Raw genomic sequence first — 13,310 nt, 5'->3', positions numbered from 1 at the left:
TGAATGGGGTTAATACTTAATAACCGAGCTTTACTCAACCCCTACACTCGGTTGATTAAATGCTTGCACTCTTAACGGATCAACCGCAATACACCCGGGTGATAATGCCCTTATCATCGGCAAGAAAATTTATTCTCCGTAGGACAAAGTCCATGGTGACGGATGCATAAGCAGGTATCGCCCTGACAGGTTGTTCGAGTTGTAAATCATCAACTGCCGTCAGCGGCTTTCCGACATAATTCTGAAATTGAGAGGCACTACACATATCGTCATCCGGTAGATACTTCGGATGCGCGGCTTGGTCGGAATGGCTGCAAGCAGAGAGTAGCGAGCACAATAGTAGAGAGGGCAGTAGCGTGAAACGTTTCATAAAAGCCTCATAGAACACTCTATCAATCGGGAGCTCGCAGTCAGATCGCCTTAGCTCCCGAGTAGAGGATTAATTATGACGATCCTGTTCAAAGTGTTTTTTGAACTGCTCGTAAATCGACAACATATTACTGGCATCGCCTTGCAGGGGGCTTAACTTTCCTGCTCGTACTAATTCGACGACGAGTTGTAGGGCGGCTTGCTTAGGATGCTTGTCTGGATGAGCGATATTTTCATTATCCAAGGGACGTGGGGGTAATTCCGACATAATTAACCTTATTTTCTTAAACGTAATGGCAAGGATAGTGTAACTCAGTTGACGCTTTTCTGGCAGAATAGTGGCAGTGAAAATTAGATAATCTCATTAAATGACAATGGGCCTTCCCTAAACCCACACAGGAGTCAGGTATGCTAATAGGATTTGTATTACTGGTGAGCGCTTGTGGAAACGATGCTTGCGATGCCTTACCCGTAACAGAGACTATTTACCCCACTCTCGTAATGTGTCAACAAATGGAAGCGCGCGTTCACAAGGTAAGACCTAATGTTGTATTACTGTGTGGTGAAGTCCACCGAGACCATCCCGATTAATCATGGTTGATGATTCGTTACAACGCACGGATAACCCTAACGTGAGAGCTGTGGCTCGTCGCCCACGTCGACCCACGGGTCATTGGGTTTATTATTTACTTGAAGAGGGGCTATTATGGCCCTGCCCTGTTCACTGGGAGTGGGAAAACAGTTATGGCGGCTGGCTACCCTTCTATTGTTCACCAACATTAGACTATATCTCAGCGGACCCGAGTAAAGTTGTGAAGCGGCCCAAGACGTCGGCATCGACTACCGCGACGGTGGCACGATTGAGGGAGGTTAAGTTGCAGGGACGGGAAGAAGAGTGACGCCGAAGCGTCACTGATGGCACTATGCGTTGAGCGTATAGTCGAGAGTGATTTCAGCGTCGAACAGTTGTGATACTGGACAGCCCTCTTTGGCTTGATTGATGATTTTGTCGAACTCTTGTTCATCAATGCCCGGAAGCTCGACGTTGCTCTTTAGTGAAACTTTAGTAATTTTGAAGCCTTCGCCCGCTTTATCTAGCGAGACTGTCGCCGTGGTATCAATACTTTTCGGGGTATGCCCTGCATTACCAAGCATCAGGGACAGTGCCATGGAGAAACATGCAGCATGGGCACCGCCAAGTAATTCTTCAGGATTGGTACCTGTCTTACCTTCAAAGCGGGTGTTAAATCCGTAAGGCTGTTCGCTGAGTGCACCACTTTCAGTGCTGACTGTGCCTTTACCTTCTTTAATTGGACCTTCCCAATGCGCTGAACCACTTTTCAGAATCGTCATAACCACTCCTAGTGAAAGTATGTTTCATTCAGTATAGAAGTGATTAGCGAATCTTCAACCTCATCGAGGGGAGGTATTATTTTTAAAGTCGATCACCACGCGACCTGAAATCTTACCAGCGTGCATTTCGTCAAAAATTGTGTTGATCGCTTCAATCGGGTGTAGTGTCACTTTCGGCGTGACTTTGCCTTCTGCCGCAAACTGAAAGGCTTCCGCCAAATCGGTGCGCGTGCCCACTAAAGAGCCGACAATGTGTATTCCATCCAGGACTACACGTGGAATATCGAGCGCCATCGATTCTGGGGGTAAGCCAATCGCGACCACTTTCGCTCCAGCTCTAACGCTAAAGACCGCTGACTGAAATGCAGACTTCGCTACGGCGGTCACCAGTGCGGCATGAGCACCGCCGCATTTCTCTTGAATTATTGCGGCCGCATCGTGATCGCGTGAATTAATCACAACCTCCGCCCCCATCGAGGAGGCCAAAGCCAATTGTTGCTCGTTAATATCCACCGCAATAACTTTGGCATTAAACACGTTTTTAGCATACTGCAAAGCAAGGTTGCCCAGTCCCCCTAGGCCGAAAATTGCTATCCACTCACCTGGACGAATATCGCTGACCTTAAGCCCTTTATAGGTTGTAACCCCGGCACAGGAAATGCTGCTGGCCGCCGCGGAGTCCAGCCCTTCCGGCACTTTGACCGCATAATCGGCGTGGACAATACATTGCTCAGCCATTCCACCGTCAACGCTATATCCGGCATTTTTCACCGAACGACACAGCGTTTCCCTCCCTGAATTACAGTATTCACAATGTCCACAGCCTTGATAGAACCAAGCCACACTAGCGCGATCGCCGAGCTTTAATGCGGTTACGCCAGGCCCCAGTTGGCTAACAATACCAATCCCTTCATGACCCAGTACGACTCCTGTTTTATCGCCAAAGTCGCCGTTTTTGACGTGTAAATCGGTATGGCACACACCACAGCATTCCATAGTGAGTAATGCTTCACCATGCTCTAAGGGCCTTAGATGTTTGTCTTCAATACTGACTCGATGATCGTGAGTGACTATAGCGGCTTTCATCTCGTACCTCTCAGTAAAAGTGATTAACAATCCACCGCCACTCTACGCCTTTGCCCTTTATGTAAATTGATTCAGATCAAATATTAGCCGAAGAATAGTTAAGTTTTTATGGCTTATTTGATGAGTGGCACAACTTATAACGCTTCAAGCGCCTGCCTTAAATCGGCAATCAAATCGTCAGCAAACTCTATCCCTATCGAGATACGGATGGTGGTATCAAAGATGGAAAATTTTTCACGAACAGCTTTGGCTACCCCTGAGTGAGTCGTTGACGCAGGATGGCTGATAAGTGACTCCGTTCCGCCTAAACTTACTGCTAATTTGAATATTTTCAGTGCATTAAGGAAACGAAAAGCTTCAGCTTCATCCTGCCCTACCTCAAACGAAAAGGTAGACCCTCCGCCGGTACACTGTTTATCGTAAAGCGCGCTTAATTGGCTTCCTAGTGTGAAAAGAGGTGGATAGGTAACGGCTGATATTTTCGCATGCTGCTGAAGATAACGAGCGACATGCTGCGCATTATCTGCCGCTTTCTCCATACGTAACTGTAGTGTTTCTAAAGAACGCCCTAACATCCAACTGGTGTGGGGATCTAACTGTGTCCCAATGGCGCTACGCATCTGTTTAATCTTTGTAATCAGCATGTGACTCCCCAGTGCGGCCCCTGCCACGAGATCAGAGTGGCCACCGACATATTTAGTCAATGAATAGACGGTTATATCGGCCCCCAACGCCAAAGGTTTCTGGAAAATAGGCCCTAATAATGTGTTGTCACAGATAATATAGGGCCTAGTTCCCTGTTGCTGCTCCAGCTCATCGGCTAATTGAGCAAGTAAGCTGATATCTGTCATAGCATTAGTGGGATTGGCGGGCGTTTCGGCAAAAATTGCGGTAATTGGGCCCCGCTGCGTGGCTTGATTAGCATCCTGTCGTAATACGGAAAGATCACTTGTGTCTTGGAGGGGAAAAGGTTGAATACCAAAACGGGATAGCGTCTTATTAAATAACGTTTCAGTCCCTCCGTATAAGGGTTGAGACGTTAAAATAGTCTCCCCTGATTGACACAGCGCCATCAAGACTGTGGTGATGGCTGACATCCCTGAAGAGAACAGCACTCCTCGCTCAGCCCCTTCATATAACGCTAGACGGTCTTCGACAATCTCACTATTGGGATGATTGAAGCGTGAATAGACCAGACCTTCTCTTTGCCCCTCCGGTGCAGGTGTACGACCACTGGTGACGTTAAAAAATGCTTTTCCTTCTTCTGCAGTACGAAAGATAAAGGTCGAGGATAAAAATATCGGCGGTTTGACTGCTCCCTCCGACAACATGGGGTCGTAGCCATAACTGGTCATTAGCGTCTGAGGGTGGAGCACATGCTCGCCCTGTGCGGTACGGAGGGTTTTACGATCGCCCATGATATCTCCTTGAGGTTCTGAAACTGTGCAGGCCATTAAACAGAAGAGGGAGTGTAGCGAAAGTTTAGAGTTTTGCTTAATCACCTTTATTAAGAAGATTATGCTAAAAAAAGATATTAACCTAGATAATGGCTTGGTAAGAAGAATGGTTTATCCATAAAAAAGGGGCTGGCCACTGGCCAACCCCTTGTTCATTATTAACTTTTCGATGTCGCGTTAGCGAGACCTTAGTTAAGACGCTCTTTGATACGAGCTGACTTACCAGTACGCTCACGCAGGTAGTACAGTTTAGCTTGACGTACAGCACCACGACGTTTGACAGTAATGCTGTCAATAACAGGTGAGTGAGTTTGGAAAACACGCTCAACACCTTCGCCGTTTGAAATCTTACGAACAGTGAATGCAGAGTGCAGACCGCGGTTACGGATAGCGATAACCACGCCCTCGAATGCCTGCAGACGTTTTTTAGAACCTTCAACGACCCATACTTTCACTTCCACGTTGTCACCTGGACGGAAGGAAGGTACGTCCTGTTTCATCTGCTCTTGTTCAATTTGTTTAATAATGTTGCTCATAATTGTATCTCTTATCCTGGGTAAACTGATATTAAGGGAAGTCAGACTTCCTCATCATCATGTTGTTGTTGATATTCCTTGCGGAACGTATTCAACAATTTTACTTGCTCTTCAGTCAGAGCCAGGTTTTCCAGAAGTTCAGGTCTTCTTAACCAAGTACGTCCTAGCGACTGTTTCATGCGCCAGCGTTTTATCTCAGCGTGATTTCCCGACAGCAAAACTGCTGGGACCTCTTCACCTTCTAACACCTCAGGCCGGGTATAATGTGGGCAGTCGAGTAGACCTTCAGAGAAAGAATCCTCATCTGCTGACGCTTGTTTGCCCAAGACTCCGGGAATAAACCGAGAAACTGAGTCAATCATCGTCATAGCGGGGAGCTCCCCACCACTTAACACGTAATCGCCAATTGACCATTCTTCATCAACTTCAGCATTGATTACACGCTCATCAATCCCTTCATAACGGCCACAGACAAAAATTAATTTGTGCTGTGTCGCTAATTCGCAAACCCCTTGTTGATCGAGTTTGCGACCTTGAGGCGAGAGATAAATCACTTTCGCGTTATCACCCGCTGCGGCACGTGCTGCATGAATGGCATCCCGTAAAGGTTGAACCATCATTAACATTCCAGGCCCCCCACCATAAGGACGGTCGTCCACGGTGCGATGCTTGTCATGCGTGAAATCACGAGGACTCCAGCATTGAATGTTTAGCAGGCCATTTTTGACCGCTCGGCCAGTTACCCCGTACTCGGTAATCGCTCGAAACATTTCAGGAAACAGGGTGATAACACCAATCCACATATTTCGTCGCTCAGTTACCGTGATATCCGGAGATCAAAAACCAGGATCCCAATCCACTTCAATGGTAGAAGTGTCGAGATCGACTTTTCTGATAACCTGTTCATCAAGAAACGGAATTAACCGCTCCTTCGCACCAAAAGCATCTTTCAGGTTTGCCTTAACGACTAAAACGTCGTTCGATCCGGTTTCCATCAAATCAATGACTTTCCCCATCTCGTAGCCTTGGAGGTTAACCACCTTGCAACCCATTAGGTCTTTCCAGTAGTAATCACCATTATCCAACGCAGGCAAGTCAGCAGCGTTAACCGATATCTCGGCATTCGTCAATTGGGCTGCTGCATCACGATCATCAATACCTTTGACCTTGATGATCAGATCCTGATTGTGATGACGCCAACTCTCCAGTTCGATCAACTGCCATTTACCGGCGTGTTGAATAAACCAAGGTTGATAGTCAAAAATACTTTCAGCATTTTCGGTGGAGGAAAACACTTTGAGCCAACCGCGAATCCCGTAGGGCGCACCCAACTTCCCCAAAATAAGTGGGTTAGCAGGAGGCTGTGCGGAGTTAGTTTTGGTCATGCTCACCACCGTGACAGATTAAGCTGCTTTTTTTGCTTCTTTGACTAGTGCATTCACACGATCAGACAGAGTTGCACCCTGACCAACCCAGTGTTCAATGCGATCTAAATCAAGACGCAGACCTTCAGCCTGGCCAGAAGCAACCGGGTTGAAGAAACCAACACGCTCGATAAAACGACCGTTACGTGCATTGCGGCTATCAGTGACAACCACTTGGTAGAACGGACGCTTTTTTGCGCCGTGACGTGCTAAACGAATTGTTACCATAACATCCTCTTGAGTTAATAAAACAACTGGGCCCCATCGAGGAACGGGGCCCAGGTGCAATATAAAAGCCCGAAAATTTTACTTATTTTGGCGTAAAAAGCAACCGATAATGTAAAATCGCTCGAGTCTTTTCGTTTTGGGCTTAGCGCCCAGGGAATCCAGGTGGCATCATACCTTTCATGCCACGCATCATCTTGGCCATACCACCCTTCTTCATTTTCTTCATCATGCGCTGCATATCGTCGAATTGCTTAAGCAGACGATTCACATCCTGAACTTGTAACCCACAGCCCGTCGCAATACGGCGTTTACGTGATCCCTTGATAATCTCAGGCTTAGCACGTTCTTGGCGCGTCATGGAGTTGATGATGGCTTCCATACGGACCAACACCTTATCGTCCATTTGCGATTTCATGTTATCTGGCAGCTGGCCCATGCCTGGCAATTTGCCCATCAGGCTAGTCAGTCCACCCATGTTACGCATCTGCTTTAATTGCTGCAGGAAGTCATCTAAATCGAAACCATCGCCGCTCTTAAGCTTCTTCGCCAGTTTTTCGGCTTCTTTATGGTCAACTTTGCTTTCAATATCTTCGATAAGAGAAAGCATGTCGCCCATGCCTAAAATTCGCGAGGCAATACGATCTGGATAGAACGGGTCTAGGGCTTCGGTCTTTTCACCGACACCCATAAATTTAATCGGTTTACCCGTGATATGACGAATTGACAGTGCCGCACCCCCGCGCGCATCACCATCAACTTTGGTTAATACGACGCCGGTTAGCGGCAGTGCTTCGTTAAACGCTTTTGCCGTGTTCGCCGCATCTTGTCCGGTCATGGCATCGACGACAAACAGTGTTTCGACTGGGTTAAGCGCTGCGTGGACATCTTTAATTTCGTCCATCATCGCTTCGTCGACGTGCAAACGCCCTGCGGTATCGACGATTAGCACATCAAAGAATTTTAACTTCGCTTCTTTCAGTGCTTGGTTAACGATATCAACAGGCTTCTGACTGACATCAGAAGGGAAGAAATCGATATTCACTTGCTCGGCTAACGTTTCAAGCTGGCGAATCGCCGCTGGACGGTATACGTCGGCGGAGACCACTAATACTTTTTTCTTCTGCTTTTCGCGCAGGAATTTACCAAGCTTACCGACGCTGGTGGTTTTACCCGCACCTTGCAAGCCAGCCATTAAGATGACCGCTGGAGGCTGTGCCGCGAGGTTCAAGGCATTATTTTCAGCGCCCATCGCCGCGACTAGTTCATCACGCACAATTTTGATGAACTCTTGACCCGGCGTGAGGCTTTTATTCACGTCATGGCCGACGGCACTTTCTTTTACCCGGGCGATAAAATCACGTACAACCGGGAGCGCCACATCGGCTTCTAGTAAAGCCATGCGGACTTCACGCAACGTTTCTTTAATATTTTCTTCGGTCAGCCTGCCGCGACCGCTGATATTGCGCAGTGTTTGCGACAATCGATCTGTTAAGTTATCAAACATTATCCACTACTCAGATGTAGGCTGGCGAAGCCGCCTGTGAGACATATTGTGCCTATCATAGCATGAAGTTACAGAGATCTCTGCAATTGTACTGAGATCGTTTGGCGCAGGCAGCAGGTAACGTTATACTGGATGTTTACTGGCAATATTTAAACGAATCCATCATCTATGTCTTTGTTTGCGATAGTGGCGTTATTCGCCTATTCCCTAAGTCTTGCGCTAATCATACCTAGCCTGCTGACTCGCAGTAATGGCTGGCGGATGATGGCGATGCTTTCTGCGATTGTGGCGCTTATTTGCCACGGTGTCGCCATTGAGCAACGGATCTTCACTCTCGAAAGCAGCCAAAACTTTAGCCTGCTCAATATCGGCTCGGTAATCAGCCTCATCATCTGCGCGGTCATGACCATCGTCGCCTCGCGTAATCGGGGCTGGCTTTTACTGCCCTTTGTCTACACCTTTGCCCTGATCAATCTTGCGTTTGCAACCTTTGTACCGAATGCGTTTCTCACCCATTTGGAAGCGACTCCAGGTATGTTAGTGCACATTGGGTTAGCGCTTTTTGCCTATGCAACGCTGATCATTGCGGCACTCTATGCCCTGCAACTGGTCTGGATTGATTATCAGCTTAAGAATAAGAAGCTCTCTTTTAATCATGAAATGCCACCACTGATGGTGTTAGAACGTAAAATGTTCCATATCACCCTAGTGGGATTCGTCTTACTGACCTTAGTCTTGGCCAGTGGTATTTTTTACTTACAGAATTTTTTTAGCGCTGAGAACATGGATAAGGCTATCCTTTCTTTCTTAGCCTGGTTTGTTTATCTCATTTTACTTTGGGGACACTACCAAAAAGGTTGGCGAGGACGTCGTATCGTCTGGTTCAATTGTAGTGGCGCCTTTCTGCTCACGATGGCTTACTTCGGTAGCCGCATACTCCAGCAATTACTCACTCATTAAGGATTGTTTCAGTGGACTCTGTCTCGACCACGTCGTTGATTATTATTTTAGTTGTTATGGTTTTAGTTTCTGCTTGGTTCGCCGGTTCTGAAACCGGCATGATGACGCTTAACCGCTATAAGTTACGGCATCATGCAAAGCAAGGAAACCGTGCAGCAAAACGTGTTGAGAAACTGCTGAAGCGCCCTGACCTACTGATAAGCCTAGTGCTTATCGGTAATAATCTAGTCAATATTTTAGCCTCCTCACTGGCGACAATCGTCGGGATGCGCCTGTACGGTAACGCGGGTGTCGCCATTGCCACCGGGGTATTGACCTTCGTCGTCTTAATTTTTGCTGAGGTTTTACCTAAGACCATCGCCGCACTCTATCCGGAAAAGGTCGCCTACCCAAGTAGCCTTTTACTCGGCCCGATTCAAACAGTCATGTTACCCATCGTTTGGTTATTAAATACTATCACCCGTTTTTTAATGCGCTTGGTCGGGATTAAAACCGAGACATCGATGAGCTCGGCATTGAGCAAAGAAGAGCTAAGAACCATTGTGTATGAGTCGCGTAATCTGATGTCGCGCCGTAATCAAGATATGTTGCTTTCCGTGCTAGACCTAGAGAAGGTCACCGTAGACGATATTATGATCCCGCGTAACGAAATCGTTGGGATAAACGTCAACGACGATTGGAAAACATTAAGCCGTCAGCTGACGCATTCGCCTCATGGTCGTTTAGTACTCTATCGCGATACCCTTGAGGATTGCGTCGGCATGCTACGTGTACGTGAAGCTTGGCGTACCATGAACGATAAGCGTGAGTTCACTAAAGAGAATTTATTGCGGGCGGCAGATGAAATCTATTTTATTCCAGAAGGAACTGCCCTTAATCAACAGCTCGTCAAGTTCCAACGGAATAAGAAAAAAACGGGTCTGGTCATCGATGAGTACGGCGATATTAAGGGATTAGTGACTATCGAAGATATATTAGAAGAGATTGTAGGGGATTTTACCACCTCAATGTCTCCTTCTTTAGCCGAAGAAGTGATGCCACAAAACGATGGATCAGTGCTAATTGATGGCAGTGCTAATGTTCGTGAAATTAATAAAGCCTTTAACTGGGACCTACCAGAAGATGGTGCGCGCACAATTAACGGTATGCTGCTTGAGTTCCTTGAAGAAATTCCAGAGACAAACACTAAAGTGAAACTGGGCACCTTTGCTATCGATATTCTTGATGTGCAAGATAATATGGTCAAGCAGGTTCGAGTCGTCCCTAATAAGCCTCTTAAACAGAGTTAATCTCCCTTCTCATAACGCGACGCCCCGTCGCGTTTTTTATTTATCGAGCAATCCCCAGCTGTTTTCAAGACAAAACGACTTTCTGTGCCATGCTTAATTAACTTACTGAAAATCAGATTTCACTTAGTTCGTTCGCGCGTCACAAGGAGACACTCTTGAAGAATAGTCAATACCATTCCCCTGTTCGTCAACAAGGCACTGTTGGTCTTGGTGATTACGCCGCGATTGGCGAAGGCCGTTCAGTCGCATTGATTGCACCCGATGGCGGTATCGACTGGTGGTGCGTTCCGCATATGGACTCCCCTGCCCTATTCGATCGCATACTGGATAACGATATTGGTGGCTACTTTAGTCTGACCCCTATGGAAGAATATAGCGTTCAGCGACGTTATCGCGAAGACAGTAATATCTTAGAAACTGAGTTTATTACCGCCTCCGGCCGGGCGTTACTTACCGAATCAATCAATAGTAATTTAGCTGGCCCTCTCCCTTGGAATGAATTAGCCAGAAGAATCGAAGGTAAAGAGGGCAATATCACTTTTCAACTCACCATTCGGTTTGGCACACAAGTGGAGACTCGCTCACCTTGGCTCGACACTACCGCACAAGGCAATATTTTCCATATCGGTGACTTGATGGTGATGCTACGCTGCAGCGATGATGTTGAGATCAAGACCTGTGAAAACAATCAGGTCATCGCACAGTTAACCAGCCAACCCTCTTCCTCATCGCTCTGCGCCCTATTAGTCTCTCACGCTGAACCCTTAGCCGTTCCGACAATCGACGCAATTGATAAGCGTATCGAAACCAGTCATCTTGCGTGGCAAAACTGGGTAGAAAACTTGAGTTATCAAGGGAGCTACCCACAGCATGTCACCCGCTCCGCGCTCGCATTGAAGTTTCTCTGGTTTTCTCCGACAGGTGCGCTTGCCGCCGCCGCCACGACATCACTCCCTGAAGGTATCGGCGGTGAGAAGAATTATGATTATCGTTATGCTTGGATCCGCGATGCTTGCTTAATCATTAAATCTTTCGTTTATTTAGGTGCGCTGGAAGATTGCCAAGCCGCCTACTCTTGGCTGTCGAAAACCATTATGCGTCACGGTGAGGAACTGCTTACCTGTTACACCTTGGAGGGAGGAGAGGTTCCCGCTGAAACCTACCTAGCGCTACAGGGTTACCAAGACTCGCAGCCTGTACGGAAAGGAAATAATGCTCGCGACCAGCGTCAACTCAGTATGTATGGGGATATGTTAGCGGTCGGACAGTTATTCGTACAATCTGGCCATATTCTTGATTTAGAGACTTCACGACTGTTATGCCGTTTGGCCAACCAATGTGCCGACCGCTGGCGATTAAAGGATTCTGGTATGTGGGAGCTACCGGACCTGCAGCACTACACCCATTCTAAGATGGCATGCTGGCTCGCTTTAGATGCTGCAGTGGAATTAGCCGACGCGGGGCACCTTGAGCCCACATGGCGCGATCGCTGGGCAGCAGAGCGCGACAGTATCGCGCAATGGGTGGAACAGCACTGCTGGTCGGAAACCCGTCAGGCTTACCGATTCTATTCTGATGATAATGATGAATTGGATGCAGCCTTAACCCTGGTCTATCGATACGGTCAGCGCATTAACAAATCGCGCATGCTTGCAACCTACCGCGCCATGATTGACGAGCTGGGTCATGGTGGACCGCATCTTTACCGTTACAGCCATGTCGAGAAAGAGGAGAGTACTTTTGTCGCCTGCTCATTTTGGATGGTCGAGGCGCTCGCTGCGCTAGATGAAAACGCTCTGGCCGAGCAAAATATGCAAACGATTCTTGAGACTCTGTGTGACAGAGGCAATGTCGAGACCTTCAATGAGATGTTTGATATTCGTACTGGAGAATGGCGAGGAAATCTTCCGCAGGGATTAAGTCATTTAGCATTGATTTGTGCGGCACAAGCACTAGGAAATCAGCCGCTGTCTGGCTGTTAGAAAGGGTGCTACCCGCCGAGGCGGGTAGCAGATATCTTTAGACTGCTTTCCACTCTTGTTCGACTTCTTGTAGCGTTTTAGACAAGATAACTTTGTTATCGTCAACGCTTGTCACCCATGCTAGCGGGATCAAGTGGTGGCTGCCGTCTGCATTGGGTGCTTTTTTAACCAGCTTGATTTGGTCTTCACTTTCAAAATGGTCGACAACGCCCACAAAGTCGCCATTCTTATCAACTACTTCTGCATGATCTAGGATTTGAGCTTTAGTTACCATTTGAGAGTCCTCGTTATTAAAGGGATTATTTCGAACACTCAAAAAAGTATAGTACAGGATTTACTGATCAAAATAAAAAAAATTAAAAAAATAGTAGCTACAAAGACTAGAGTTTTAATAATTTTGTGCTAAAGAAATAGGGTTTTATTGGAGAAGCTTATTTGTTAGAAATAACGGCAGTAATTTAAAAGCGCTAACCTCCAGCGTAGGGGAGTACTGTTTAATGTTATCTAGCCATCATAGGCCCGATTTTTTCATTAGTGAAATAACGCATTTCTTCATCACAAGTTGGCTCAACCCCCGCACAATATAATTTCAAATTAAATCTTTTTGATATGTTATAGGAGAAGCCCTGGAGATTATACATTAACCACTCAACACGCTCATTTTCTGAGCAATATAAACCAACACTAATATCAGAGTAATTAAAAACCATATCAATATCGAATAAATCCTGATATTTAACTATCCTTAATGCTAGATTACTTATTGTTGATGTATCGCTAACTCTCAAATCAGTTAATCGCTTTATAAATATGCACCCACCTTCAAGTTTAGTTATGAATTCCACTACTTCCTTATCTGTTTTCTCATGATAAACGTCAACAGGGAAGCCCATTGTTGTAAACTCACTATGGCTCTTTGTTTTAGATAAAATGAACTCTAACATTGGAAAAAGATCGGTTTTATCTACACCTTCAAATAATAATTCATACATTTCATTCATACTTCATTCCTTAATCTATAAAACCCTTGAAAGTGCCATCCATATTCAACCTGCCCCCACGCCCATCAGGTAGTCTTTTCTCTATAAATAAAACCCCTTTCTGCGTTTTAATTCTCTTAAA

17 protein-coding genes are annotated in these 13,310 nt (G+C 46.5%); 5 read left to right on the top strand and 12 right to left on the bottom strand.

The window, feature by feature from the left end; all coding sequences use genetic code 11:
• Window positions 1-79: 79 nt before the first annotated feature.
• Both HGT71_RS12215 and HGT71_RS12210 read right to left on the bottom strand, forming a co-directional pair.
• Window positions 80-370: an I78 family peptidase inhibitor gene (locus tag HGT71_RS12215; RefSeq protein ID WP_214218050.1), complete on the bottom strand. Its 291-nt coding sequence runs from the start codon at window positions 368-370 to the stop codon at window positions 80-82.
• Window positions 371-439: 69 nt separating this feature from the next.
• Window positions 440-637, bottom strand: coding sequence for a hypothetical protein (locus HGT71_RS12210; RefSeq protein WP_048912523.1), 198 nt, complete (start codon window positions 635-637; stop codon window positions 440-442).
• Between the two features lie 140 nt (window positions 638-777).
• Here HGT71_RS12210 and HGT71_RS12205 point away from each other — a divergent pair, with 140 nt between their 5' ends.
• Window positions 778-960, top strand: coding sequence for a hypothetical protein (locus tag HGT71_RS12205; RefSeq protein WP_099825749.1), 183 nt, complete (start codon window positions 778-780; stop codon window positions 958-960).
• A gap of 2 nt (window positions 961-962) precedes the next feature.
• The gene (locus HGT71_RS12200; protein ID WP_241595324.1) at window positions 963-1,268 is read left to right on the top strand and encodes a hypothetical protein; all 306 of its coding nucleotides are present in this window, start codon (window positions 963-965) and stop codon (window positions 1,266-1,268) included.
• Between the two features lie 22 nt (window positions 1,269-1,290).
• On the opposite strand, the gene HGT71_RS12195 is transcribed toward HGT71_RS12200, so the two are convergent.
• The 8 genes from HGT71_RS12195 to ffh all read right to left on the bottom strand — a co-directional run bounded on the left by HGT71_RS12195 (window position 1,291) and on the right by ffh (window position 7,957).
• The gene (locus HGT71_RS12195; RefSeq protein WP_214218049.1) at window positions 1,291-1,722 is read right to left on the bottom strand and encodes an OsmC family protein; all 432 of its coding nucleotides are present in this window, start codon (window positions 1,720-1,722) and stop codon (window positions 1,291-1,293) included.
• A gap of 60 nt (window positions 1,723-1,782) precedes the next feature.
• Window positions 1,783-2,808, bottom strand: a complete 1,026-nt coding sequence (adhP, locus tag HGT71_RS12190; RefSeq protein ID WP_214218048.1) for an alcohol dehydrogenase AdhP — start codon at window positions 2,806-2,808, stop codon at window positions 1,783-1,785.
• Between the two features lie 134 nt (window positions 2,809-2,942).
• Window positions 2,943-4,226, bottom strand: a complete 1,284-nt coding sequence (locus HGT71_RS12185) for a cystathionine gamma-synthase family protein (RefSeq protein WP_214218047.1) — start codon at window positions 4,224-4,226, stop codon at window positions 2,943-2,945.
• Window positions 4,227-4,453: 227 nt separating this feature from the next.
• Window positions 4,454-4,801, bottom strand: a complete 348-nt coding sequence (gene rplS, locus HGT71_RS12180) for a 50S ribosomal protein L19 (protein WP_048912526.1) — start codon at window positions 4,799-4,801, stop codon at window positions 4,454-4,456.
• A gap of 41 nt (window positions 4,802-4,842) precedes the next feature.
• The gene (gene trmD / locus HGT71_RS12175; protein WP_099825755.1) at window positions 4,843-5,604 is read right to left on the bottom strand and encodes a tRNA (guanosine(37)-N1)-methyltransferase TrmD; all 762 of its coding nucleotides are present in this window, start codon (window positions 5,602-5,604) and stop codon (window positions 4,843-4,845) included.
• A 33-nt stretch (window positions 5,605-5,637) separates the two neighbouring features.
• Window positions 5,638-6,186 (bottom strand): ribosome maturation factor RimM, encoded by a 549-nt coding sequence (rimM, locus tag HGT71_RS12170; RefSeq protein WP_048912528.1) that lies wholly within the window; start codon window positions 6,184-6,186, stop codon window positions 5,638-5,640.
• Window positions 6,187-6,204: 18 nt separating this feature from the next.
• Window positions 6,205-6,453, bottom strand: coding sequence for a 30S ribosomal protein S16 (gene rpsP / locus HGT71_RS12165; protein ID WP_048912529.1), 249 nt, complete (start codon window positions 6,451-6,453; stop codon window positions 6,205-6,207).
• A 142-nt stretch (window positions 6,454-6,595) separates the two neighbouring features.
• Window positions 6,596-7,957, bottom strand: a complete 1,362-nt coding sequence (gene ffh, locus HGT71_RS12160; protein ID WP_214218046.1) for a signal recognition particle protein — start codon at window positions 7,955-7,957, stop codon at window positions 6,596-6,598.
• Between the two features lie 168 nt (window positions 7,958-8,125).
• On the opposite strand from ffh, the gene HGT71_RS12155 reads away from it, so the two are divergent.
• The 3 genes from HGT71_RS12155 to HGT71_RS12145 all read left to right on the top strand — a co-directional run bounded on the left by HGT71_RS12155 (window position 8,126) and on the right by HGT71_RS12145 (window position 12,188).
• Window positions 8,126-8,917, top strand: a complete 792-nt coding sequence (locus tag HGT71_RS12155; RefSeq protein WP_214218045.1) for a cytochrome C assembly family protein — start codon at window positions 8,126-8,128, stop codon at window positions 8,915-8,917.
• Window positions 8,918-8,928: 11 nt separating this feature from the next.
• On the top strand, window positions 8,929-10,206 hold the full coding sequence (locus tag HGT71_RS12150; RefSeq protein WP_048912532.1) for an HlyC/CorC family transporter: 1,278 nt from the start codon (window positions 8,929-8,931) through the stop codon (window positions 10,204-10,206).
• A gap of 155 nt (window positions 10,207-10,361) precedes the next feature.
• Entirely contained in the window at window positions 10,362-12,188 is a 1,827-nt protein-coding gene (locus tag HGT71_RS12145; RefSeq protein WP_214218044.1) for a glycoside hydrolase family 15 protein, read from the top strand.
• 37 nt (window positions 12,189-12,225) lie between these two features.
• On the opposite strand, the gene HGT71_RS12140 is transcribed toward HGT71_RS12145, so the two are convergent.
• Window positions 12,226-12,462, bottom strand: a complete 237-nt coding sequence (locus tag HGT71_RS12140; protein WP_048912534.1) for a DUF2171 domain-containing protein — start codon at window positions 12,460-12,462, stop codon at window positions 12,226-12,228.
• A gap of 226 nt (window positions 12,463-12,688) precedes the next feature.
• Window positions 12,689-13,189: a hypothetical protein gene (locus tag HGT71_RS12135; protein WP_214218043.1), complete on the bottom strand. Its 501-nt coding sequence runs from the start codon at window positions 13,187-13,189 to the stop codon at window positions 12,689-12,691.
• Window positions 13,190-13,310 lie beyond the last annotated feature (121 nt).

The organism is Rosenbergiella epipactidis (genome assembly GCF_018494055.1).
In the GTDB taxonomy this organism is placed as follows: Bacteria; Pseudomonadota; Gammaproteobacteria; order Enterobacterales; family Enterobacteriaceae; genus Rosenbergiella; species Rosenbergiella epipactidis.
The sequence above is the reverse complement of the archived record's forward strand: the minus strand, read 5'-3'. Positions and strand labels throughout refer to the sequence as shown.